The organism is Anoxybacter fermentans (assembly GCF_003991135.1).
Taxonomy (GTDB): domain Bacteria; phylum Bacillota; class Halanaerobiia; order DY22613; family DY22613; genus Anoxybacter; species Anoxybacter fermentans.
The window spans coordinates 1,542,133-1,565,114 of sequence record NZ_CP016379.1 but is presented as its reverse complement, the minus strand read 5'-3'; the positions used below and the strand labels follow the sequence as shown (position 1 = coordinate 1,565,114).

At 36.9% G+C, this 22,982-nt stretch carries 23 protein-coding genes; all 23 read left to right on the top strand.

Features of this window, described 5'->3' with window-relative positions; all coding sequences use genetic code 11:
* Positions 1 to 9: 9 nt before the first annotated feature.
* Positions 10 to 453, top strand: coding sequence for a hypothetical protein (locus BBF96_RS07100; protein ID WP_127016495.1), 444 nt, complete (start codon positions 10 to 12; stop codon positions 451 to 453).
* 516 nt (positions 454 to 969) lie between these two features.
* On the top strand, positions 970 to 1,653 hold the full coding sequence (locus BBF96_RS07095; RefSeq protein WP_127016494.1) for a YetF domain-containing protein: 684 nt from the start codon (positions 970 to 972) through the stop codon (positions 1,651 to 1,653).
* A gap of 32 nt (positions 1,654 to 1,685) precedes the next feature.
* Complete coding sequence (locus BBF96_RS07090) at positions 1,686 to 2,399, top strand: YetF domain-containing protein (protein WP_127016493.1); 714 nt, start codon at positions 1,686 to 1,688, stop codon at positions 2,397 to 2,399.
* A 72-nt stretch (positions 2,400 to 2,471) separates the two neighbouring features.
* On the top strand, positions 2,472 to 2,762 hold the full coding sequence (gene yqfC / locus BBF96_RS07085) for a sporulation protein YqfC (RefSeq protein ID WP_127016492.1): 291 nt from the start codon (positions 2,472 to 2,474) through the stop codon (positions 2,760 to 2,762).
* The gene (gene yqfD, locus BBF96_RS07080) at positions 2,759 to 4,000 is read left to right on the top strand and encodes a sporulation protein YqfD (protein WP_127016491.1); all 1,242 of its coding nucleotides are present in this window, start codon (positions 2,759 to 2,761) and stop codon (positions 3,998 to 4,000) included. The genes yqfC and yqfD overlap by 4 nt, the downstream gene beginning before the upstream one ends.
* Complete coding sequence (locus BBF96_RS07075; RefSeq protein ID WP_127016490.1) at positions 4,001 to 4,984, top strand: PhoH family protein; 984 nt, start codon at positions 4,001 to 4,003, stop codon at positions 4,982 to 4,984. It abuts the gene before it with no gap.
* A 5-nt stretch (positions 4,985 to 4,989) separates the two neighbouring features.
* A complete protein-coding gene (locus BBF96_RS07070) occupies positions 4,990 to 7,173 on the top strand; it encodes an HD family phosphohydrolase (RefSeq protein WP_127016489.1) in 2,184 nt (727 codons plus the stop codon).
* Positions 7,154 to 7,582 (top strand): rRNA maturation RNase YbeY, encoded by a 429-nt coding sequence (gene ybeY, locus BBF96_RS07065; protein WP_127016488.1) that lies wholly within the window; start codon positions 7,154 to 7,156, stop codon positions 7,580 to 7,582. The genes BBF96_RS07070 and ybeY overlap by 20 nt, the downstream gene beginning before the upstream one ends.
* 2 nt (positions 7,583 to 7,584) lie before the next feature.
* On the top strand, positions 7,585 to 8,283 hold the full coding sequence (locus tag BBF96_RS07060; protein ID WP_127016487.1) for a diacylglycerol kinase: 699 nt from the start codon (positions 7,585 to 7,587) through the stop codon (positions 8,281 to 8,283).
* A gap of 35 nt (positions 8,284 to 8,318) precedes the next feature.
* The gene (locus tag BBF96_RS07055; RefSeq protein WP_127016486.1) at positions 8,319 to 9,578 is read left to right on the top strand and encodes a hemolysin family protein; all 1,260 of its coding nucleotides are present in this window, start codon (positions 8,319 to 8,321) and stop codon (positions 9,576 to 9,578) included.
* A gap of 21 nt (positions 9,579 to 9,599) precedes the next feature.
* Positions 9,600 to 10,211, top strand: coding sequence for a DUF502 domain-containing protein (locus tag BBF96_RS07050; RefSeq protein ID WP_127016485.1), 612 nt, complete (start codon positions 9,600 to 9,602; stop codon positions 10,209 to 10,211).
* A gap of 61 nt (positions 10,212 to 10,272) precedes the next feature.
* Positions 10,273 to 11,385, top strand: a complete 1,113-nt coding sequence (locus tag BBF96_RS07045) for a DUF3048 domain-containing protein (RefSeq protein ID WP_127016484.1) — start codon at positions 10,273 to 10,275, stop codon at positions 11,383 to 11,385.
* A 12-nt stretch (positions 11,386 to 11,397) separates the two neighbouring features.
* Entirely contained in the window at positions 11,398 to 11,814 is a 417-nt protein-coding gene (locus BBF96_RS07040; RefSeq protein WP_127016483.1) for a cytidine deaminase, read from the top strand.
* Between the two features lie 2 nt (positions 11,815 to 11,816).
* Entirely contained in the window at positions 11,817 to 12,716 is a 900-nt protein-coding gene (gene era / locus BBF96_RS07035) for a GTPase Era (protein ID WP_127016482.1), read from the top strand.
* A 41-nt stretch (positions 12,717 to 12,757) separates the two neighbouring features.
* Entirely contained in the window at positions 12,758 to 13,447 is a 690-nt protein-coding gene (gene deoC, locus BBF96_RS07030) for a deoxyribose-phosphate aldolase (RefSeq protein WP_127016481.1), read from the top strand.
* 330 nt (positions 13,448 to 13,777) lie between these two features.
* Positions 13,778 to 14,671, top strand: coding sequence for a protein-L-isoaspartate O-methyltransferase family protein (locus tag BBF96_RS07025; protein WP_127016480.1), 894 nt, complete (start codon positions 13,778 to 13,780; stop codon positions 14,669 to 14,671).
* Between the two features lie 82 nt (positions 14,672 to 14,753).
* Positions 14,754 to 15,512: a DNA repair protein RecO gene (recO, locus tag BBF96_RS07020; RefSeq protein ID WP_127016479.1), complete on the top strand. Its 759-nt coding sequence runs from the start codon at positions 14,754 to 14,756 to the stop codon at positions 15,510 to 15,512.
* Between the two features lie 16 nt (positions 15,513 to 15,528).
* Positions 15,529 to 15,945 carry a DUF4342 domain-containing protein gene (locus BBF96_RS07015; protein WP_236777894.1) on the top strand — a complete coding sequence of 139 codons (417 nt, stop codon included), beginning with the start codon at positions 15,529 to 15,531 and terminating at the stop codon, positions 15,943 to 15,945.
* A gap of 395 nt (positions 15,946 to 16,340) precedes the next feature.
* Positions 16,341 to 17,141 (top strand): pyruvate, water dikinase regulatory protein, encoded by an 801-nt coding sequence (locus tag BBF96_RS07010; protein ID WP_127016478.1) that lies wholly within the window; start codon positions 16,341 to 16,343, stop codon positions 17,139 to 17,141.
* Positions 17,142 to 17,777: 636 nt separating this feature from the next.
* The gene (locus tag BBF96_RS07005; RefSeq protein ID WP_127016477.1) at positions 17,778 to 18,413 is read left to right on the top strand and encodes a helix-turn-helix transcriptional regulator; all 636 of its coding nucleotides are present in this window, start codon (positions 17,778 to 17,780) and stop codon (positions 18,411 to 18,413) included.
* 12 nt (positions 18,414 to 18,425) lie between these two features.
* Positions 18,426 to 19,241, top strand: a complete 816-nt coding sequence (locus BBF96_RS07000; protein WP_127016476.1) for a pyruvate, water dikinase regulatory protein — start codon at positions 18,426 to 18,428, stop codon at positions 19,239 to 19,241.
* A 5-nt stretch (positions 19,242 to 19,246) separates the two neighbouring features.
* The gene (gene glpX / locus BBF96_RS06995) at positions 19,247 to 20,236 is read left to right on the top strand and encodes a class II fructose-bisphosphatase (RefSeq protein WP_127016475.1); all 990 of its coding nucleotides are present in this window, start codon (positions 19,247 to 19,249) and stop codon (positions 20,234 to 20,236) included.
* 34 nt (positions 20,237 to 20,270) lie between these two features.
* Positions 20,271 to 22,910 carry a pyruvate, phosphate dikinase gene (ppdK, locus tag BBF96_RS06990; protein ID WP_127016474.1) on the top strand — a complete coding sequence of 880 codons (2,640 nt, stop codon included), beginning with the start codon at positions 20,271 to 20,273 and terminating at the stop codon, positions 22,908 to 22,910.
* Positions 22,911 to 22,982: the final 72 nt, after the last annotated feature.

The window sequence follows — 22,982 nt, the reverse complement described above, 5'->3', positions numbered from 1 at the left end:
GTGGTATAGATGAATATTTCCATTTTTCTGATATATATTCTCATTGTTATTGGCAGTACTATAATTAGTCGTTTAAAAAATATGGAAAAAGAGAGTCGGCGTCATAATCCCCTATCCAGGACTGATTTTGATCTTGCAAAGGAGCAGATGAACCCACCTATTTCAATTGAATCTGTACTGGATAAAAAAGAAGAATTAGTTAATACAGCAAACTCTATTGAAACCGATTCTGAAACGGAGAAAGTGATAGAGGTATGGAAAGACTATGATGGTGTTGAAGAAAGAATTATAGAAATAGATGTTTATGATCAAAAACCTGTTAGAAGGGAATTAAACTTAATGCTGGAGATGACACCTGAAAACCTTTTACAGGGAATTATTATGGCAGAAATTCTTAAACCACCAAGGGCCAGACGCCCATATCGACCTGTTTATCTGGAACAGGACATCTAATTTTTAAAATAATCGGCAACAATGGTATAGAAAATTTTTAATGTGATTTACCCCATATTCCTTGGGGTTTTTTTTTAATCCTGGTAGAGTAAAAACTTCTCTTTTTAGAAAAACTAATTCTTGATTAAACTGCAAAAAGCTAATTTTGAGCGACATAGAAATTTTTCGTTAAACAATCTTAGTGAGATTTCAGTCGAAATAAGGCCTCATATGAGGATGTGATGAACTAATCAAGGGCCAGGAGGGCTCATTGATTAGTGTGCCTTATTTCGACTGAAATCGAACTTTAGATGGTTCGAAAAATTTCTTTTGAAGTGAAAAATTAGCTTTTTGCAGTAAAATCATTCTTGGATTCTACAAAAAATACGGTAATCCTGAGGATGAAGGGAGATTACTCATTAGAAGTGTAGTACTTTTTGCTACAGGAAATATTACAGGTATGGTGGTGAAAGTGACAAAAGATTACCTGCAGTGTTTATAATTTGAGGCTTAAACAGTAAAAGGAGGAAAAAATAAATGAAATTTTTAATCATCATTTTCCGTACTTTCTTTTTGTATTTTCTTTTACTTGTTATGATCAGAATTATGGGAAAACGGGAATTGGGTCAGCTTTCTCCTTTTGATTTTGTAGTTGCCATTATGATTGCTGAATTGGCAGCAATTCCAATGGAAGACGAATCAATTCCCATTATCAATGGAATTCTTCCCATAGTTATTCTGGTAATCTTACAGATTCTCTTATCTTATTTGACACTGAAGAATGAGACTATTCGTAGATGGATAAATGGTTCACCATCTATTCTTATTAAAAATGGTAAGATACAGACAAAAGAGATGAAAAAGGCCCGATGCAATATTAATGACATTTTAGAAAGCCTGAGGAAAAAAAATATTTTTGATATTAGTGATGTAGAATTTGCAATTCTTGAGACTTCCGGTCAACTAAGTGTGATGCCTAAAAGCCAGAAACGACCTGTTACTCCAGAAGATTTGGGAATTCCAACTTCTTATGAGGGGTTGCCGACTCCGTTGATTATGGATGGCAAGATCAATCATAAAAATCTGTTAGAGATTAATCTAACTGAAGAGTGGCTCCGTGATCAGTTACGAAAACAGGGAGTTCAATCTGTGGAAGATGTGGTTTTTGCCAGTTTGAATACAAAAGGTGAGCTTTTCTTTGCCACTAAAGAACAGAAATAAAAAGTGAAAAAGGAGGGTAAAAGCCATAAATTATGTCTGCTTATTCAGAAGTTTTTTTAAGAGCAACTTTTTCATTTATTATATTATTTTTCTTTACCAGGGTATTGGCTAAAAAATTGATCTCAAATCTAACCTATTTTGATTATATTATTGGAATTACTATTGGTACTTTAGCAGCTGCATTGACGATTGATCTAAAAAGTAATCCAGGGCCAATCTTTCTTGCATTATTTCTATGGACAGTTTATTCTTTATCATTGAGTTTCATTTCACTAAAATTCAGAAAAGGAAGAAAGATTATCGAAGGTGAACCGACTCTTTTGATTCAAAATGGCAAGATTTTAGAAGAAAATTTAAGTAAATTGCGCCTGACTTTGGATGATTTAATGAAACAGCTTAGAGAAAAAAATATTTTTAAAGTTTCAGATGTAGAATTTGCTCTAATGGAGACAGATGGGAAGATTAGTGTTTTACCCAAAAGTCAAAATCGACCTGTTACACCGAAAGATCTTAATCTTGATACTAAGTATGAGGGACTTCCAACGGAATTGATAATTGATGGAAAAATTATATACCAGAATTTAGAACAAAATAATTTAGATGTCCAGTGGTTAAAAGATCAATTAAGGGCACAGCAGGTAAATAGTGTTGAAGAAGTCAATTTAGCTCAATTAGGAACTGACGGAAAATTATACATTGACTTAAAAAGTGATAACTTTCAATCGATTAATAATCCCACAGACTAACTTACAGGCTTTTAGAATTATTTACTTCTCCCCCGCATAGAGTTAATAGTAGTAGCAAAGGGGGAAAGTACTATGGGAATTAAAAAGCGTTTTACAGATCGCTTCATAAATACTTTTGGCCTTCCACCGGAAGTAATACTTAAATTACCTTTGATAATGATGGTGGGAGGCAAATCTCTTATTCTGGAGAATCATCGGGGAGTTTTAGAATATGGTCGTGAACGGATCCGTATTCGATTGCAAAAAGGAGAAATACTACTTATCGGGCGAAATTTAGTGATTGAGAGTATTTCCGATGAAGAGATTCAAATAAGAGGTGAGATCACCGGTTTGTCTTTAGGTGAAGAGGTGATTCAAGCGTGATTAAAGCTATCTGGCGCTATATTAAAGGTTATGTGGTGGTGGAACTTAAAGGAAATGCTTTAGAGAGGTTGTTAAATAAAATGAGTAATTTTGGCATTGAACTCTGGGATATTCGGAGGATTACGCATGGTTTCCGCTTTAAAATGAATGCTGGGGATTATTATCGTCTGCGTCCATTGATCAGGTATCGTAAATGTACAGCACGGATTTATAAAAAAAAGGGACTGCCTTTTATCAAGTTTCGGATCGGACGTCGGAAAGCTATGATCATTGGAATATTGTTTTTTTTTATTTTGCTCAAAGCGTTTTCTTCTTTTCTATGGTTTATTGAAATTGAGGGGAATAAACGGGTTACTACAGAAGAAATAAAAAAATTGATTTTAAAATCCGGAATCAGACGGGGAATGTTATTAAATCATGTGAATTTAAGCCGTCTTGAAAGGACTATATTAATAGATTTGAAGGAAATTTCTTGGGTTGATGCTTCTTTACAGGGAACCAAATTACAAATAAAGATTGTGGAGAAAAAATTAATCAAGAAAGAGAGTCTGACTGATATCATTGCTGCTCGCTCAGGAGTTATTACCCAGTTAATTGTTCTTCATGGAAAACCGGTTGTCAAAGAAGGGGATACGGTTAAAGCAGGTCAACTTTTGATTAAAGCGGCTAATAGGTATGAGACCTTTGCTGAACCTGATTATGAGGGAAATTTGCCGCCTTATTTACCACCTGCTGATGAAGAACCTGAATCAGCCAGGGGAATTGTTAAAGCACGGGTCTGGTATGAAGGATATGGAGAAGCTCCTATAACGGTAGTGGAAGAATGGCCGACCGGTAAACGGGAAAAAATTGTTCAACTGAAGATTGGTTCTAAAATTTTTCATCTTTCGGGGCCGCGGAAGATAAATTATCAACATTATCAAGTTGAAAAAAGGGTTAAATCATTCTCTTTATGGAGGAATATGACCCTTCCTATCGAAATAATTAAGGAAGAATATATAGAAACGGTAATCTATAAAGAAAAACGTACCCGGGATACTGCTATCTTTTTAGCTAAAGATGAAGCGTTAAGGTCAATATTGAATTCTCTTTCATCAGATGCTATAATTATTCAGTCAAAATCATTTATAATAGACGATGGTAAGAAGGAAAATAATATAGTAAGGGTAAAGGTACTTCTGGAAGTTGAAGAAGATATTGCAAAACCTTTATCCAGGGAAGTGAAGGAGGAAGGATAATTGATTCAACGCTTATTTCTGATTGATAGCAATGAAGATGCTTTACAACTTTTTGGCCAAAATGATCGAAACTTACTGATGATTGAAGATGCTTTTGATGTAAGATTAGCAGCTAGAGGAAATCAAATTGTTATCATGGGTGATGATATTAAAGAAGTCGAGACAGTGCATAGGCTTTTAAAAGAATTGAGTGATATTATAGAAAAAGGAAACTATCTTACAGAAGGAGATTTAAGATATGCTATTCAAATTTATCAAAAAGAGGAAGATGCTAAATTAAGTGACCTGCATGATGATATTATACAGGTTACTTATCGGGGTAAGAAGATAAGACCTAAAACTAAGGGCCAGAAGCGGTATGTAGATGCTATTAGGAAGAATGATATTGTTTTTGGTATTGGCCCTGCGGGTACAGGTAAGACCTATCTGGCTATGGTTATGGCTGTTAATGCTCTTTTAAACAGGAGGGTAAGCCGGATTATTTTAACCAGACCTGCTATTGAAGCAGGTGAGCGGCTGGGATTTTTGCCGGGAGATTTGCAGAGAAAGGTAGATCCATATTTAAGACCACTTTATGATGCATTATATGATATTTTAGGTTCTGAAAAAGTACAGCAGTATCTGGATAAAGATATAATTGAAGTTGCTCCCCTTGCTTATATGCGGGGGCGAACTTTAGACGATTGTTTTGTAATTATGGATGAAGCACAGAATACCACTCCTGAACAGATGAAAATGTTTTTGACCAGATTGGGATATCATTCCAAAGCTGTTGTGACCGGAGATATTACACAGATAGATTTGCCACGACATAAAAAATCTGGACTGGCTTTGGTTCAAAATATCCTGAAAAATATTAGTGGAATAGAATTTGTTTATTTAACCGGTCAGGATGTGGTTCGCCATAGATTAGTTCAAGAAATTTTAAATGCTTACGAAGAATATGAAAAGAGAGCAAAAAAGAGTAAGCAAAATGGGAGATGAGAAGGATGTCATTTTTGCTCGATTTAAAAAAAAGTTTTAAACGTATTTTTGCTTCTGAAGTCATTCAAAACTCAAAAATTCGGCGGAGTGTCCTGGCTTTAGGAATTTTCTTAAGTATTACTTTAATAATGACCATTGATTTTATCCCCAATGCTGTTAAATTGGAAGTAGGAGAGGTGGCAAGGCAGGATATAGTAGCACCTATTACAACCACTTATGTGGATAAAAAGAAAACTCAAGAGATGAAGCAGAAAGCAGCAGAGGAAGTTATAAAAGTATGGAGAACCGATCCGGCAATTAGCCGAAAGGTTCAGAATGATATTAGGGGATTTTTTAATATAATCCGCAAATATCAAGAACTTGAAATACCTCCAAATGAAATCAGTCAAATTTCTGGAGATGTATCCCCTTTGACCTTTGAAGAGAAGGTAAAGATGATTCAGCGGGAAGTGGACTTTGAGATTTCACCTGAAGAGATAGAACTGGCCTTAAAACAGGATCCTGAAACATTGGATAATCTGGAAAAATATTTGAAAGAACTTATTTTAAGCTATCTGGATAAAGGGATTCAACCATCCTATCTAGAGAATATTAAGACAAAGATTGCCATGAATATTGAAAATACCAATTATTCTACTCCTATTAAAGGATTGCTTACTACTATTGCTGACCAGGTGGTTCAGCCTAACCTTGTGCTGGATGTTGAAGAGACCCGCCGTCGACAGGAAGAAGCTATGGCAAAAGTAGCACCGGTGGAAAGAACAATAAAGCAGGGTGAGATTATCATTCGCTCTGGTAATGTGGTTACAGAAGAGGATATTGCTATTTTAGAAGCATTAGGACTTAGGCGACCTCAGATTAACTTTCGAACCATAAGTGGGTTGATTGTTATTATTTTCATTTTAATGGCAGTAACCATATACTATTTATATCAGTATCATCCCAAATTATTTAAGGATGAGAATTCCCTTCTTTTATTGGGATTACTTTCAATTTTAATCCTTATAATTGCGAAGTTATTTACTCTCTTCAGGTTAAGTAATACCGGATATCTGGTACCAATTGCAGCCGTTTCCATTTTGATTTCTATACTTCTCGATTCAATGATAGCAATTGTATTTACAACTGTACTCAGTTTTTTGATTGTTATTATTACCGGAGGAGATGCTTCTGTCGGGGCTGTTTTGTTGGTTAGCGGTATAACAGGGGTCTTCAGCGTTTCGGAAGTAAGTCAACGCTCTGATCTGGTTCGGGCTGGTTTCTTTGTCAGCGGAGCTGCTGCATTGACGATTTTTGCATATAGTTTGACCCAACCGTTAAATTGGGTTGAGGTTTTAAAATTTACTAGTTGGGGCATAATAAATGGTATATTAGCTGCAATTATGACTAATGGTTTATTACCTTATCTGGAAAATGTTTTTGGAATTACCTCAGCAGTTAAGCTTCTGGAATTAGCTAATCCTAATCAACCCCTTTTGAAAAAATTATTAATGGAAGCACCGGGCACTTATCATCATAGTATTCTGGTAGGAAATCTGGTAGAGGCTGCGGCAGATAAAGTGGGGGCCGATTCTTTGCTGGCCCGGGTTGGCGCATATTATCATGATATTGGGAAGATAAAAAGACCTTATTTTTTTAGTGATAATCAATTCGGTGGTGAAAATCCCCATGATAAGTTATCACCGGGATTGAGTACTTTGATTATTAAATCACATGTTAAAGATGGAGTTGAGATGGCAAAAAAATATAAATTACCAAAACCAATAATTGATATCATCCAACAGCATCATGGAACTAATTTGATTTCATTTTTCTATCAGGAAGCATTAAAAGATGAGAAATATGAAAATGTCAACGAAGACGAGTTTAGATATGAGGGTCCAAAACCCCAGACCAGGGAAGCAGCTTTGATAATGTTGGCAGATATTACCGAAGCTGCTGTCCGGTCGAAGGGATTTAATCGTTCAAATCATAACAGAATTGAAGGTCTAGTCAGAGAATTAATTCGTAAAAAACTTGAAGAAGGACAGTTAGATGAATGTGACCTTACTTTAAAGGATTTGGATAAGATTGCTACTAGTTTTACCAAAGTTTTAACCGGAATTTACCACTATCGTATTGAATATCCTGAGAATATTGCCCGGGAAATGAAAGGAGTGCAGGTAGTCAATGGAGATTCTCATAAATAACCATAATATCGAGGCATTTACACCTGAACTTGAAGATCTGGTCAGGAAAGTTGTTCAGCATGCAGCGGATGTGGAAGATAGAAAAGATGCTTTAGAAGTGAGTATTCTTATCACTAATAATGCTGAGATACAGAAATTAAATGCTAAATACCGGCAGATTAATGCTCCCACAGATGTTCTTTCTTTTCCGATGGATGAAGAATATTTGGGGGATATAGTTATTTCTATGGATAAAGTTATTGAACAGGCTGAGGAGTATGGCCATTCTATTGAACGGGAGCTGGCTTTTCTTACCGTTCATGGAATGCTCCACTTGTTTGGATATGATCATATTGAGGAAGAAGATAGGGTTCTTATGCGGCAAAGAGAAGAAGAAATTTTAAATCAACTGGGGATTTATAGGGAGTAGCCATGGAAGTTAGAAAACTTATTGATAGCTTTAATTATGCCATTACTGGTTTAATTTATGCTTTAAGAACTCAGCGAAATATGCGAATTCATTTCATTTTAGCACTTATAGCATTATTTTTGAGTATTCTTTTTGATGTTTCTAAAGTGGAGCTTTTGATCCTCTTTTTTACCATCAGCCTGGTAATTATTACTGAAATGATTAATACAGCGGTAGAAGCTGTGGTGGATTTATATACCCGGCGTTACCATCCGTTGGCCCGGATTGCTAAAAATGTGGCTGCGGGAGCAGTTCTTTTTGCAGCAATTAATGCTATTATAGTGGGATATCTGATCTTTGTTGATGATTTGACTCCCGTTACACTATATCTTTTTAATCGAATTCGACAGTCACCAACCCATCTTACTTTTGTTTCCCTGGTGGTTACTATATTTGTTGTAATTCTAGGTAAATCATGGAAAGGAAAAGGTACGCCTTTAAGGGGAGGTATGCCCAGTGGGCATAGTGCTATTGCATTTTCTCTGGCTACAGCCATTGCTTTGATGTCTGACAATGCTTTGATTGCAAGCCTGGTATTGTTGATGGCTTTTTTAGTAGCTCAGAGTAGGGTTGAGAGTGGGATTCATTCCATATTTGAAGTGGTGACCGGCGGTTTAATTGGTATATTGGTTACTGTACTGATTTTTCAGTTTTTAAAATAAAAACCTCTATAATGAGGGGAGGATTTCTCAGGCAAATGAAACCAATTCAATTTGTTGAATTGGGGTTTTTGGGGATTTTTATCTTACTGTCTGGTTTTTTTTCCGGTTCAGAAACGGCTTTAATGTCACTAAACAAAGTTAAGGTCCGGCATGATATGCTAAGGGGAGATGAACGGGCCGCTAAAGTAGATAAGTTGATAAAAAGTCCGGTAAAGCTTCTGACTACTATTCTTATAGGAAATAATTTAGTTAATATTGCCGGCTCTGCCCTGGCCACTACTCTGGCTCTGGAACTCTTTGGCATTAGAGGGCCATGGATTGCTACTTTTGGGATGACTATTTTAGTTCTGGTTTTTGGTGAGATTACTCCCAAAACTTTTGCTAATCAAAATTCGGAGAGAGTAGCTTATTGGTCTGCACCTTATTTATTGTTTGTCTCTATGTTTTTTAATCCACTGGTTAATATTCTGATAAAAATTACCAATATCACCATCAGACTTTTAGGAGGTGACCCCAATAAAAAACAGCCGTTTATTACTGAAGATGAGATTATACGATTTGTAAATGTAGGAGAAAAGGAAGGGGTCATTGAAGAAGAAGAAAGAGAGATGATCCATTCTATCTTTGAATTTGATGATACACTTGTAAGAGAGGTAATGGTACCAAGAATTGATATTATTGGTGTTGAAGAGAATACACCTTTAGCAGAAGCAGTTGACTTAATTATTACAAAAGGGCATTCCAGAATTCCTGTTTTTCGTAAAACAATAGATAATATTGTTGGAGTGTTATATGCAAAGGATTTATTGAAATTTGTTAAAGAAGAATTTGGGAATGTAACTATTAAGGATTTGATGCGGACTGCATATTTTGTACCTGAAAGCAAAAAGGTAAATCAACTTTTATCTGAATTAAGAAATAAAAGGATACATATGGCTATTGTTTTAGATGAATATGGTGGAACTGCAGGGATTGTTACTATTGAAGATTTAATTGAGGAGATTGTTGGTGATATTCAGGATGAATATGATGTTGAAGATGTGGACTACCATTTTATTAGTGAAAAAGAACTGGTTGTAGATGCCCGAATGTCTGTAGATGAATTGAATGATCTTTTAAATTTATCATTACCGGCTGAGGATTATGATACTTTGGGTGGACTGGTTTTAAGCATTTTAGGGCATGTTCCCGTTCCAGGAGAGGTTTTAGAATATGATAAACTTAAAATTACTGTTAAGGAGATGGTAGGTCATCGAATTTTAAAATTACATATCAACATTTTACCATTTAATTGAAGTCGAGGGGGAGCAGGAATAATGCTTAGAAAAATTCGAAATTACTTTATTACAGGCTTAATTGTATTACTTCCTATAGTTGCAACCGTTTATATTATTTTTGCTATTTTTTCCACTCTCGATAGGGTAGTACGACCGGTAATTCAAATAATATTTGGGCGAGAGATTTATGGTCTGGGTGTGGTTTTAAGTCTGGCTCTGATTATCTTCGCCGGTATTTTTGCTAAAAATGTATTGGGACGAAGGTTGATTGCTTTAAGTGAATGGTTGATGGTAAGAATCCCTGTAGTGAAACAGATATATATCACAGTAAAGCAGATTATTGATACTGTCTTTAACCAGACTACAACTACTGCTTTTAAACAGGTGGTTATGATTGAGTATCCCCGTAAAGGGGTTTATCAGCTGGGGTTTGTTACTGGCCATGGAATTAGAGAAGTACAGGAAAGAACAGGGGTAGAAGTAATGAACATCTTTATACCTACAACTCCCAACCCAACATCCGGAATGTTAGTTTTAGTCCCAAAAGAGGATGTAATTTATCTTAATATAACCATTGAAGAAGGACTTAAGTTAATTTTATCAGGTGGTGTACTGGTTCCTGATTGGAAAAATAGAATTAAAGAAAGTTAGTATTGAAATCGGGTAAATAGCTATTTTATACTAAAACCAGATATAATGAGGTGTAAACTTCATGGGAAAAACTGAATTGAGTATTGTGTTTATTCTGGTTCTAATTATTGTCTTAAGCGGTTGTGGTAAAAAAGAAGAACCTGTAATAGGTATTGGTGATGACGTAGAGTCTGATCTGAAGATACAGAGAAATATTGAGGAAGAGAGTCTGTTTCAAACTAGAAATGGTAAAGAAAGCAATGAGAGTGATCTAGAAGAAGATGATGATCCGATAGAAAGTAGGCCAACGGTTGAGTTGAAAATGGCTCCATTTTTAGGAAAGTTGATGAAAGAGTTTCAGCTACCTCGTCCGATTATGGTAATGGTAGAAAATGCTCCAGCAGCCAGACCTCAGGCAGGATTAGAAGATGCCTCTATCGTATATGAATTTTTAGTGGAAGGAGGAATTACTCGCTTTTTAGCTCTTTATTATGAGAAATTTCCTGAGCGGGTAGGACCAATCCGGAGTACAAGACCATATTTTATTCAAACTGCCCTGGAATATGATGCACTTCTTTTGCATGCTGGTGCCAGTCCTGAAGGTTTTCATATGCTTGTAACGACAGGCATAGACCATCTGGATCAAATCCGTTCAGAAAATTATTATTGGCGAAGTTCAAAACGGCGTGCACCTCATAATCTCTATACGGGGATAAACTATCTCCGGGAATTTTTATCCAATTATAATTCAGATGCTATCAGCTTAAGATTTCCATATCAGTCGGTGGGATTTGTGAATCAGGCCAAAGCCACTCCGGCACATGATATAAAAATACATTATTGGGGAGGATATACTGTTGAATATAAATATGATGATAAAAAGGGAAACTATTTACGCTTTATTGATGGTGTACCCCATTTAATGGAAGGTGGAAAAAAGATATATGCCTACAATATTTTTGTTCAGTATGTAGATACTAAAGTTAAAGATGACGAAGGACGGTTAGAGATGAAATTGGTTGGATCTAACAAGGCCCTTCTTTTTAAAGATGGTTTTGTCTTTAAAGGGACCTGGATAAAAGAAAAGGGTGAAAAGACTCACTTTTTAGATGCTGATGGTAATGAATGGAAAATTAATCCAGGCCAGACCTGGATTCAGGTGGTTCCCTTATCAACAAAAGTAGAATATCAATAGGGGGGAGAGTTAATGAATACTGAGGTTAAAGAAATGCTTCTTGAGCGTGCAAAATCTGCCCGTAAGAAAGCATATACACCATATTCTAATTTTCAGGTTGGGGCAGCTCTTTTAACAAAGAATGGAAAGATTTATGAGGGCTGTAACATTGAGAATGCCTCTTATGGATTATCCAATTGTGCAGAAAGGACTGCGATTTTTAAAGCAGTATCCGAAGGAGAAAAAGAATTTGAAGCCATTGCAGTGGTAGCTGATACATTAAAGCCGGTACCTCCGTGCGGTGCCTGTCGTCAAGTTATATCTGAGTTTAATCCTAAAATGAAAGTAATCCTCGGGAATTTAAAAGGGGATGTGAGTGAATATACCATTGATCAGCTTTTACCTGGTGCTTTTAGCAATGAAGATTTTCAATCTAAGGAGATGAAATAGGAATGATGGAGACAAAAGAGGGATTTCGATCCGGTTTTATAACTATGATCGGACGTCCCAATATGGGTAAATCTACTTTGATTAATGCACTGATCGGTGAAAAGATGGTGATTACATCTGATAAACCCCAGACAACACGGAACCGGATTCACTGTGTTTTAACAAGAGACGATGCTCAATTAGTTTTTATTGATACTCCTGGAATTCATAAGCCTCATGATAAGATGGGGGAATATCTTGTAAAAACTGCATATGAAAGTCTTAATGATGTTGATGTGGTCTTATTTCTTGTAGATGCTAAATATCCTCCAGGTAAAGGGGATCAGTTTATTTTAAATCAAATTCAAGGTATAAAGACACCTATTCTTTTAGTTTTAAATAAAATAGATTTAATCACTCCGAAAGAATTATCAGAACGTATTAAGGAATATGAACGTTTTTCTGGTTTTCCTGTAATTCCCATCTCTGCCCTTAAAGGCCAGAATTTAGATACGCTGGTAGATGCAATTGTTGAATATTTACCTGAAGGACCAATGTATTATCCAGCGGATATGATCACCGATCAGCTAGAGCAATTTATCGTAGCAGAAATTATTCGCGAAAAGGTTCTTCACCTGACCAGGGATGAGGTTCCTCACTCAGTGGCTGTAGAGATTGAAGAGATGGCAGAACGAAGTAATGATAAAATGTACATCCGGGCCACTATTTATGTGGAACGGAATTCCCAGAAAGGGATTCTTATTGGAAAAAACGGTAGAATGCTAAAAAAAATAGGTCAGTTGGCTAGAAAGGATATAGAGGGTCTATTAGCAGTTTCTACATATCTTGATCTTTGGGTTAAGGTAAAGAAAGATTGGCGTGAACGTGAAGATGAACTTAAAAGACTGGGATACAGAGAATAAAAATATTGTATTTATATGTACTTTTGTAAGGAGTGATAAGTATGGCAATGAAACCACGTGACCTATCAAAAATGATTGATCATACCTTACTTAAACCGACAGCTAATGTATATGATATTAAGAAATTATGTAAAGAAGCTCTTAAATATAAGTTTGCTTCAGTTTGCGTAAATCCTATATTTGTTCCCATGTGTGTTAAATTACTTAAAGGTTCTTCAGTAAAAGTTACAACTGTTATTGGATATCCGCTGGGTGCTAATACCACAGAAGCTAAAGCATTTCAGACCCGGCAGGTGGTAAAAGAAGGTGCTCAAGAAATTGATATGGTAATGAATCTGGGGGCGTTCAAATCAGGAGCCTTTGACCTGGTCAAAGCTGACATTAAAGCTGTAGTTGATGCAGCAAGGGTATCTTCTTTAGGCCCGGGAGCGCTGGTCAAAGTTAATATCGAGTGTAGCTATTTATCTGATGAAGAGATTATCAAAGCCTGTACACTGGCTGTTGAGGGTGGAGCTGATTTTGTGGTTACTTCCACTGGATTTGGCCCTTATAGGACAACAGGGGAACATGTAAGCCTGATACGAAAAACTGTAGGTCGGGAGATCGGTGTAAAAGCATCAGGTGGAATTAAGACTTTTGAGGAGGCAGTAGATATGTTGGATGCTGGTGCTAATCGGATTGGAACAGATTTTGGAGTTTATATTGTCACAGGAGAAGAGGAGGAAAGTTAATAACAGCAATATTTAATCAGGAGGGATTTCCTCCTTTTTATTTTTATTTTATGATTGAACTGCAAAAAGCTAATTTTGAATAATATTGAAATTTTTCGTTAAATCATCTTAGTGAGATTGAAAAGAATGGCCTTATCACAGGATGTGATGAGCTAATCAAATTACTGAAATCGAATTTTAGATAGTTTGAAAAATTTTTTTTGAAGCGAAAAATTAGCTTTTTGCAGTAAAATCACTTTATTAGTTTAAAAAAAATATATTTTCCAAAGACTAAGATGAAAGGGAGGGATTACAATTAAAAAAGATAATTTATCTCAGCTTAATGATGCTATGATTGATTCACTGGTTGAGGAAGGAAAAATTCGTAATCTGGAGGTTGAACGGGCTTTTCGTCATGTTAAACGTCATCATTTTTTAAAGGGATTTGTAGAACCGATAGATGCATATAAAGATAGAGCAATTATGATTAAAGGTAATATAAGTTCTTCATCACAGCCTCATGTAATGGCAATGATGCTGGAAGCGCTAGAACTTAAAAAGGGATTAAAAGTATTGGAAATAGGTACTGCTTCTGGTTATAATGCGGCTTTGATGGCAGAAATTGTAGGACAGGATGAGCTGGTCTATACAATAGAGATAGAAGCTGATCTGGCAAAGCGAGCGGCCCGAATATTGAGGGAAGTAGGGTATCCAGGAGTTACTGTTATTGCTGGTGATGGTCGGAAAGGCTATCCTGTAGCTGCTCCCTATGATCGAATTATTGTAACTGCAGAAACCAGATTGATTTACCCAGATTGGATAGAACAATTGGTTGATGATGGAATTATATTAATCCCATTTAATTTTTTTGGAGCTATTACGGTTACTGTCAAACTTTGTTTACGGGAAGATGGAAAATACCGGGGGCCGTTGGTTGGCTTTCCTGTAAGTTTTGTACCTATCCGGGGTGTTGATGTACAGGAAAGTATAGACCCTGAATTTTTATCCTGTTATCACCGATTGACTCAATATCTTTTTGGAGAAGGTTTAGATCTGAATTTTCAACAGACAGTTGGTCTGGTTTTATTGTTGATCACCTGGTATAAAAAGGGTAAATTGAACAAATCCCGGGATTACAATCAACTGATAGAACTCTGGAAAATGGCTGATATGCCTGGTATAGGAGACTTTGAATTTGAATATGATAACACTAAGGAAGATTGGCATTTGATCCCCATCTTTTAAAATTTTATAACTTTTGAAGCAGGTATTTAAAAAATGATGCCGAAAAAATAGTATAAAATGTGTAGAGGAGACGGGATCTATCATGTCACTTTATAAAACTGAAGGAGTTGTTTTACATCAGTTTGAATTGGGGGAAGCTGACAAAATTATTACTTATTATACCCGGGATCGGGGAAAGATTCGTGTAGTAGCCAAAGGGGTACGTCGTACCCTGAGTTCAAAGGCCAGTTCAACCCAGTTATTTACATATGCTGATTTACTCATCTATCGCGGGAAAAGTCTCGATAAATTAAGTCAGACTTCTATCAAAGAATCTTTTAGCAAATTGCGGGAAGATCTTTTGAGAATGGCGTATGGAACTTACATATTGGATCTGGTGAAGGAATTGACTGTAGAGGAAGATCCTAATGAAGCAATGTTTGTTCTTTTATTGAAGACACTACATCTTTTGATGGAAACGGATGATCTGGAGCTTATTACTAGAATTTTTGAAATTAGAGCCATGACTCTAATGGGATTTCGACCGGTGTTAGATCGCTGCCTTGAATGTGGTGGCTTAATTTCGGAAGATAGATTAAAATTTCACCCAGGTTCTGGTGGGCTTGTCTGTTCCGAATGTGGTGCAAAGATGTCGGGCAGAACAGTGAACATTTCCCGCGGTACTGTAGAGATTATGAAACGTTTTCTCATTTCTAATTACACGCAGTTAATGAAACTAAAACTTCCTGAATATGCTCAGAGAGAGCTAGAAATGGTAATGGAGCTTTTTGTTCAATACCATTTAGATCATAATCTTAAATCTTTGGATTTTCTTAAATCTGTAAAGGAAATGGATAAATAAAAATGGAGGGATTAGAGTGGATAGAGAACGCTTAGAAAAGTTGGATATGATTCGGGAGCGTACAGGAGTGAGCTATGGGGAAGCAGATGCAGCCTTAACCAGAGCCAATGGTGATGTAGTGAAAGCCATTATTGATTTGGAGGAGAAGGCCAAACAGAGCAAGGTTAAAGAAGAATTCTGGGTTAAGGGGAATGAACTGGTCGATAAGGTTAAAGAGTTGATTAAAAAAGGTAATGTAACCCGTATTATTGTTAAAAATGAAGAAGGGGTTACACTGGTAGAGATTCCTGTAACCCTTGGTGTATTGGGTACTATGATTGCTCCTTATGTTGCTATTCTTGGAGGTTTAGCAGCACTTGTTACACGGTGCAAAATTGTGATTGAAAAACGGGAACCTGTGGAAAAGCATAAGGATGGAGAGAATGAAATGTAATAAAAGTTAGATAATTTTTTCCTATTATTTGCAGACCTCGTTTTTTCGGGGTTTCTTTTTTACGACTGAAATCGAACTTTAGATGGTTCGAAAAATTTCTTTTGAAGCAAAAAATTTACTTTTTGTAATAAAATCATGAATGGTTAAACTGCAAAAAGCTAATTTTTCGCTTCTTGAGAAATTTTTCGAATCATCTAAAGCTCGATTTCCGCCGAAATAAGGCTTTCTAATCAAAGGGCCCTTCTGGCCCTTGATTAGCTCATCACCTCCTGTGATGAGGCCTTATTTCGTCGGAAATCTCGCTAAGATGATTTGGCGAAAAATTTCTATGTCGCTCAAAATTATCTTTTTGCAGTATAATCATGAATATATTGTTTATGTGAAGGAGTGAGGATATGGGACCAAAGGTATACATAGTTTCCGACTCTATTGGTGAAACTGCTGAAACTGTTGTCCAGGCTGCTGCAAGTCAGTTTAATTCAGGAAAGGTTCAGACTAGGAAATTTAGTTATATTCAATCCGAGGAAGATATTAAAAAGGTTATTTTTCAAGCCAGACGTGAGCCCAAATGTTTGATTGCTTATACTTTAGTTAAACCTGGGTTAAGTGAGATGCTGGATAGATATGCTAAGGATGCCGGAATCCTCTGTGTAGATATTATGGGCCCTATGTTAGATGCTTTTTCTAAGATCTATGAAAAGAAACCAAAACAGAAGGCGGGTTTATTACATCGTTTAGATAAAGAGTATTTCGCCCGTGTGGATGCTATTGAGTTTACGGTCAAATACGATGACCGGAATGACGGTAAAGGAATTCTTCTGGCTGATGTAGTATTGATTGGAGTATCCCGGACTTCTAAAACTCCTATGTCAATTTATCTGGCTTATAAAGGATTAAAAGCTGCTAATATCCCACTGGTACCCGAAGTTGAACCGCCAAAGGAATTATTTGAGAATCCCGATGGCAAAGTAGTGGGTTTGACTATTGATCCACATCTTTTAACTGAGATTAGATTAGAAAGGCTCCGGTCTTTGGGGCTGGATACCCGTGCACAATATGCTTCTATCCAACGTATCAATGAAGAATTGGAGTATGCAGAAAAGATAATGAAAAGAATTGGTTGTCCTGTTGTAGATGTAACTAATCGTTCTATTGAAGAATCAGCTAATGAGGTTCTGCGATTAATTGGGAGATAAAAATGCCGTAGCAGTCTGGTTTTAATTCCCGGGGGAATGCTGCTTTTTTAAATCAGCAATTCCCTGGGAAAAATTTATTTCAAATTGGTAGTGAAGCTTTTGATCGATGGCTGTTAGTCCTGGATGTTTTGATTGGTAGGGCCAGATAAAGAACCGGGAAGTCTTGGCCTGGAGTTTTTTTTTATCACTTCTTGAATAATCCCCCTTTCAGCCCATCCCACCCAGATAGCAGACTCACCATATCCTAAAGAATTAGAATGTTATTTTCCCTGTTTTTTCTGTTATTAATAGTAAGATCTTACTGCAAAAAGTTAATTTTTAGCTTCAAGAGAAATTTTTCGAGCCATCTAAAGTTCGATTTCAGTCTTATTTCGACTTAAATCTCACTAAGATGGTTTAACGAAAAATTTCTATGTCGCTCAAAATTAACTTTTTGCAGTTTAATCATAGTAAGGATTATCAAAAAAAATTTCTGAGATAAGCAGGAGATTTAAAGTTAATGGCGAAAAAATAAATGTGCTATACTAAATCAATGAAAACAATAGAAAAGTGTATCATATTAAACTAAGATGAGTATAATATATCACATTTATTTTTATTATAATATTAAGTTTTTTAGAAGGGGAGGCGAGGAATATAAAATTAACGGAACGTCAAAAAGAAATTATTGAGATTGTTAAACAAAACGAACCTATTACCAGTCAAGAGATTGCAGAACGATTGGGTTTAACTAGAGCCGCTTTGCGGCCTGATTTATCAATTTTGACTATGGCAAAGATTTTAGATGCCAAACCCCGGGTGGGATATTATTTTGTCAAAGAACCCGGAGCAGTAGGAAAGTTGGAAAAATTATTGGAAATGAAAATAGAAGATCTTCAATCTCACCCGGTAGTGGTTCAGGAAAGCTCTTCTGTTTACAATGCCATTGTAACTCTTTTTTTAGAAGATGTTGGCACCCTTTTTGTCAGCGATAAAGAAGGATATTTAGTAGGGGTAGTGAGTAGGAAGGATTTATTGAAAGTTACCATAGGAGAAGCAGATATTCAAAAACTTCCTGTAAGTGTGGTTATGAGCCGCATGCCCAATATCATTGTTACAAAGCCAGAGGAAACATTTTATACTGCTCTCCGAAAATTGGTAGATTATAAAGTGGATGCCCTTCCGGTTGTAGTTGAAGAAGAAGTCAATGGTCAAACACGTTTAAAAGTAGTAGGGCGGTTTAGCAAAACTACTTTAGCCAACGTCCTGGCGAGTCATTTGTCAGAGCTGTAAAGAGGTGATGAGATGAGTATTTTTAAAGATAATCCTCAGGTTGTGATAATAGCAGATTCTACGGGTGAAACTGCAGAAACGGTAATGCGAGCCGGATTGAGCCAATTTGGTTTAAAAGAAGTGGAAATTAAAAAATATACTCAGATTGAAGAACCAGAACAGATTATTAAAGTTATTGAACGTTATAAAAACTCAAACTGTCTGATTGCATTTACGATTATTTTACCTGAGTTAAAAGAAACTTTAAAAGAAGAGGCAAAAAAGTATAATCTTCCGATTATTGATCTTATAGGTCCAGTGATCGAAAAAATATCTCATTTTCTTGGAATTACACCACAATTAAAACCTGGGGCATACCGTGAAGTTGATCAGACATATTACCAGCGTATTGAGGCAATTGAACATGCTGTTCGCTGTGATGATGGAAGAGATTTGCGGACACTATTTAAAAGTGATCTGGTTATTATTGGTGTTAGTAGGACTTCTAAAACACCGCTCTGTATGTATCTTGCTTATCACGGTATTAAGGCTGGAAATTTACCTCTCGTACCGGAAGTAGTTCCACCAAAAGAACTATTTACGTTTAATCCAGAAAAAATTTTTGGACTAATAATTGATCCTGAAGAATTGCGTAAGATTCGTAGAGAAAGGCTTAAATCAATGAGATTGGATTATTTGGCTGATTATGCTCAACTGAAGCGAATTTATGAAGAACTTAATTACAGTAGGCAGATTATGGAAAAGATAGGCTGCCAGATTATTGATGTGACCAACAAATCTATTGAAGAGACTGCCTCAGAAATTTTAACAAAAAGGAGGGATTTTTAGATATGATGCAAAGAGAATTAGCTATAGAATTTGTACGAGTAACGGAAGCTGCGGCTTTAGCTTCTGCACCCTGGATGGGTAAAGGAGACAAAATGGCTGCAGATGGTGCTGCGGTTGCTGCCATGAGAGCGGTTTTTGATACAGTAAATATTGATGGGGTTGTAGTCATTGGAGAAGGAGAGATGGATGAAGCACCACAGCTTTATATAGGAGAACATATCGGTTCGAAAGGAGCACCTGTTCAGGTAGATATCGCAGTTGACCCGTTGGAGGGAACTAACCTGGTTGCTAAAGGTTTGCCAAATGCTATTGCTGTTATCGCTGTAGCTCCGCGAGGTACTCTCTTAAATGCACCCGATATGTATATGGAAAAGATTGCCGTTGGGCCAAAGGCAAAAGGCTGTGTTCATCTGGATAGCCCGATAGAAGTAAACTTAAATGCCGTGGCCCGGGCCAAGGGAAAGAGTGTTAGCGAATTGACAGTAGTTATTTTGGACCGGGAACGTCATTCAGAGATAATTAAAAAAGTCCGTCAAGCAGGAGCCAGAATTAAATTGATCAGTGATGGTGATGTCTCGGCTGGAATTTCCGTTGCTTTTGAAGAGACAGGAGTAGATGTTCTTCTGGGGATTGGAGGTGCTCCAGAAGGAGTTTTAACTGCTGCTGCTCTTAAATGTCTCGGGGGAGAATTTCAAGGTAGATTGGTATTTGAGAACGATGAACAGATTAAGAGAGCAAAAGCTATGGGTATTACTGATTTAAATAAAATCTATACAATTGACGAATTGGTATGTACAGATGATGTCATGTTTGCCGCTACTGGTATTACAGATGGGGATTTTTTGCGTGGGGTTCGGTATACGGGAGAATGGGCTATTACTCATTCGATTGTTATGCGGAGCAAAACAGGAACTATCCGGTATATTGATGCTTATCATAAAATAACTCAAAAACCTGAATATTACCCCAAAGATGTTATGAAGATGGATAAATAAAATCAAACCTAAACTACTCTTGGGAGGTTATATAATGTCAACCAGGTATATCTATTCATTTTCCGAAGGTAATGGCTCTATGAAATCTCTGTTGGGTGGTAAGGGAGCAAATCTTGCTGAAATGACCAACTTGGGCCTTCCTGTTCCCCCAGGTTTTACTATTACAACCAAAGGATGTCTGGATTATTTTAAATTGGGTAGAAAAATTCCCGAACAAATTTTAAATGAGTTACCTGATTACATTCGTAAGTTAGAAGAGAATACTAATAAAGGCTTTGGCGATATTAATAACCCACTACTGGTCTCTGTCCGTTCCGGTGCTGCTATTTCAATGCCTGGAATGATGGATACCATCTTAAATCTGGGCTTGAATGACAAAGTTGTAAAAGGTTTAGCTAAAGTAACTAACAATGAACGTTTTGCTTATGACTGTTATCGTCGTTTTATTCAGATGTATGGCGAAGTGGTTTTAGGTGTTCCGGCCTATCTTTTTAGCCGACATCTTGACAAAGTCAAAGATGAAGTTGGTGTAAAAAACGACCCTGATTTAACTGTAGATGTACTTAAGCGGCTAATTTCTGATTTCAAAGAGATTGTATGGAAAGAGACAAATACTGAATTTCCCGAAGACCCAGAAGAACAGTTGATTGGTGCAATTGAAGCTGTATTTAAATCCTGGCAAAATAGGCGTGCTGTTATTTACCGGGAAGCCAATGGAATTCCCCATGATTTAGGAACGGCGGTAAATGTTCAGGCGATGGTATTCGGAAATACCGGGAATGAATCAGGTACCGGTGTACTCTTTACCCGCAATCCTTCAACTGGTGAAAATGTACTTTATGGTGAATTTTTGAAAAATGCCCAGGGTGAAGATGTGGTTTCTGGAGCCAGAACACCAATGGATATTGCCCATATGAAGTTAGAATTCCCGGAAATTTATGAGCAGCTTTTAGAGATTACTGATATATTGGAGAAACACTATTGTGATATGCAAGATATTGAATTTACGATTGAAAATGGAAGGTTATATTTGCTTCAGACCCGAACCGGTAAACGAACAGCCAGGGCAGCTATCAAAATAGCGGTTGATATGGTTAAAGAAGGTTTGATTACGAAAGAAGAAGCTTTGATGCGGGTTGAACCCAAACATTTAGAACAGATTCTTCATCGTCAAATCGATACTTCTTATAGTGCAGAAATTATTGCGAAGGGACTCCCTGCCTCTCCAGGTGCTGCCAGTGGAATTGTAGTTTTTGATGCTGATGAAGCTGAAAAGATGGCCGAACAGCATAAAGTTATTCTGGTAAGTCTTGAGACCACTCCTGAAGATATTCACGGTGTTATCGCTTCCGAGGGTGTTCTTACTACCCGCGGTGGTATGACCAGTCATGCAGCGGTTGTTGCCAGAGGAATGGGTAAACCCTGTGTTTGCGGTTGTGAATCCATCAAAATAGATTTTGAAGCTGAGGTCTTTACAGTAGGTAAATATACGGTTAAAAAGGGTGATTTGATCACCATTAATGGTGGAAATGGCGATGTGATTTTAGGTGAAGCTAAAATGATTGAACCTGAGTTAAGTGAAGAAGCTAAACAACTTTTGGCCTGGGCTGATGAAATACGCAGCTTGAAAGTTCGTGCCAATGCAGATAATGGAGTAGATGCCTTTAAAGCCAGATCTTACGGTGCAGAAGGAATTGGACTTTGTAGAACAGAGCATATGTTTATGGCTCCTGAGCGGGTACCTGTAGTTCAAGAACTAATTTTAAGCGAGACTGAAGAAGAACAAAAAGCTGCTTTAGATAAATTGCTGCCGATGCAGATCAATGATTTTATCGAGATTTTTGAGGCAATGGAAGGTTTACCAGTTACAATCAGGCTTCTGGATCCACCATTACATGAATTTTTACCAGGACTTGTAGATCTTGTAGAAGAGGTGGCTCATTTAGAGCATGCTGACAATCCAGTAGAACTTAGAAATAAGCGTGAACTTTTACGAAAAGTAAAGAATATGAGTGAGTCTAATCCGATGCTGGGTTTCCGGGGTTGTCGTCTGGGAATTATCATTCCGGCCATTTATGAAATGCAGATGAAAGCTATATTTACTGCTGTTGCTAGGCTTGCAAGAGAGGGTAAAAAGATATTACCTGAGGTAATGATTCCACTTATAGCTAAATCGACTGAACTTAAGTACTTAAAAGAACGGCTTACAAACATAGCAGATGAAGTTCTGGCTGAAGCAGGTGTAGATGTTGAATATAAAATTGGTACAATGATCGAACTCCCACGTGCTGCTCTGACTGCCGATGAGATTGCTGAAGAAGCTGAATTCTTTTCCTTTGGAACCAATGATTTAACTCAAACTACCTTTGGTTTTAGCCGGGATGATGCCGAAGGTAAATTTCTTCATAGCTATCTAGAATTAGGAATATTATCTGAAAATCCTTTCATGAGCATTGATCAAAATGGTGTGGGTAAATTAATCCAGATGGCGATTAATGCAGGTCATAAGGTACGACCGGATCTGAAAGTGGGTATATGCGGTGAACACGGCGGAGATCCCAAATCTATAGAATTTTTTCATCGGATCGGTTTAAATTATGTAAGTTGTTCTCCTTATCGAGTACCAATTGCCCGTTTAGCAGCAGCACAGGCTGCTCTCAAGGAAACCAAATAAATTATTCTTTAAGTGTTGCCCTAAGCTGGTTCTGGGTAACACTTTTTATTTTAAGTGTTCAGGAAATTCTAT

What these genes read in the sequence shown, in the direction of transcription:
- BBF96_RS07055 (WP_127016486.1), top strand. Translation starts at nt 8,319, where the DNA reads ATGAAACCAATTCAATTTGTTGAATTGGGGTTTTTGGGGATTTTTATC.
- glpX (WP_127016475.1), top strand. Translation starts at nt 19,247, where the DNA reads ATGCAAAGAGAATTAGCTATAGAATTTGTACGAGTAACGGAAGCTGCG.
- BBF96_RS07045 (WP_127016484.1), top strand. Translation starts at nt 10,273, where the DNA reads ATGGGAAAAACTGAATTGAGTATTGTGTTTATTCTGGTTCTAATTATT.
- recO (WP_127016479.1), top strand. Translation starts at nt 14,754, where the DNA reads ATGTCACTTTATAAAACTGAAGGAGTTGTTTTACATCAGTTTGAATTG.
- BBF96_RS07070 (WP_127016489.1), top strand. Translation starts at nt 4,990, where the DNA reads ATGTCATTTTTGCTCGATTTAAAAAAAAGTTTTAAACGTATTTTTGCT.
- ybeY (WP_127016488.1), top strand. Translation starts at nt 7,154, where the DNA reads ATGGAGATTCTCATAAATAACCATAATATCGAGGCATTTACACCTGAA.
- BBF96_RS07050 (WP_127016485.1), top strand. Translation starts at nt 9,600, where the DNA reads ATGCTTAGAAAAATTCGAAATTACTTTATTACAGGCTTAATTGTATTA.
- ppdK (WP_127016474.1), top strand. Translation starts at nt 20,271, where the DNA reads ATGTCAACCAGGTATATCTATTCATTTTCCGAAGGTAATGGCTCTATG.
- BBF96_RS07040 (WP_127016483.1), top strand. Translation starts at nt 11,398, where the DNA reads ATGAATACTGAGGTTAAAGAAATGCTTCTTGAGCGTGCAAAATCTGCC.
- BBF96_RS07100 (WP_127016495.1), top strand. Translation starts at nt 10, where the DNA reads ATGAATATTTCCATTTTTCTGATATATATTCTCATTGTTATTGGCAGT.
- era (WP_127016482.1), top strand. Translation starts at nt 11,817, where the DNA reads ATGATGGAGACAAAAGAGGGATTTCGATCCGGTTTTATAACTATGATC.
- BBF96_RS07000 (WP_127016476.1), top strand. Translation starts at nt 18,426, where the DNA reads ATGAGTATTTTTAAAGATAATCCTCAGGTTGTGATAATAGCAGATTCT.
- BBF96_RS07090 (WP_127016493.1), top strand. Translation starts at nt 1,686, where the DNA reads ATGTCTGCTTATTCAGAAGTTTTTTTAAGAGCAACTTTTTCATTTATT.
- BBF96_RS07025 (WP_127016480.1), top strand. Translation starts at nt 13,778, where the DNA reads ATGATTGATTCACTGGTTGAGGAAGGAAAAATTCGTAATCTGGAGGTT.
- yqfC (WP_127016492.1), top strand. Translation starts at nt 2,472, where the DNA reads ATGGGAATTAAAAAGCGTTTTACAGATCGCTTCATAAATACTTTTGGC.
- BBF96_RS07060 (WP_127016487.1), top strand. Translation starts at nt 7,585, where the DNA reads ATGGAAGTTAGAAAACTTATTGATAGCTTTAATTATGCCATTACTGGT.
- deoC (WP_127016481.1), top strand. Translation starts at nt 12,758, where the DNA reads ATGGCAATGAAACCACGTGACCTATCAAAAATGATTGATCATACCTTA.
- BBF96_RS07095 (WP_127016494.1), top strand. Translation starts at nt 970, where the DNA reads ATGAAATTTTTAATCATCATTTTCCGTACTTTCTTTTTGTATTTTCTT.
- BBF96_RS07010 (WP_127016478.1), top strand. Translation starts at nt 16,341, where the DNA reads ATGGGACCAAAGGTATACATAGTTTCCGACTCTATTGGTGAAACTGCT.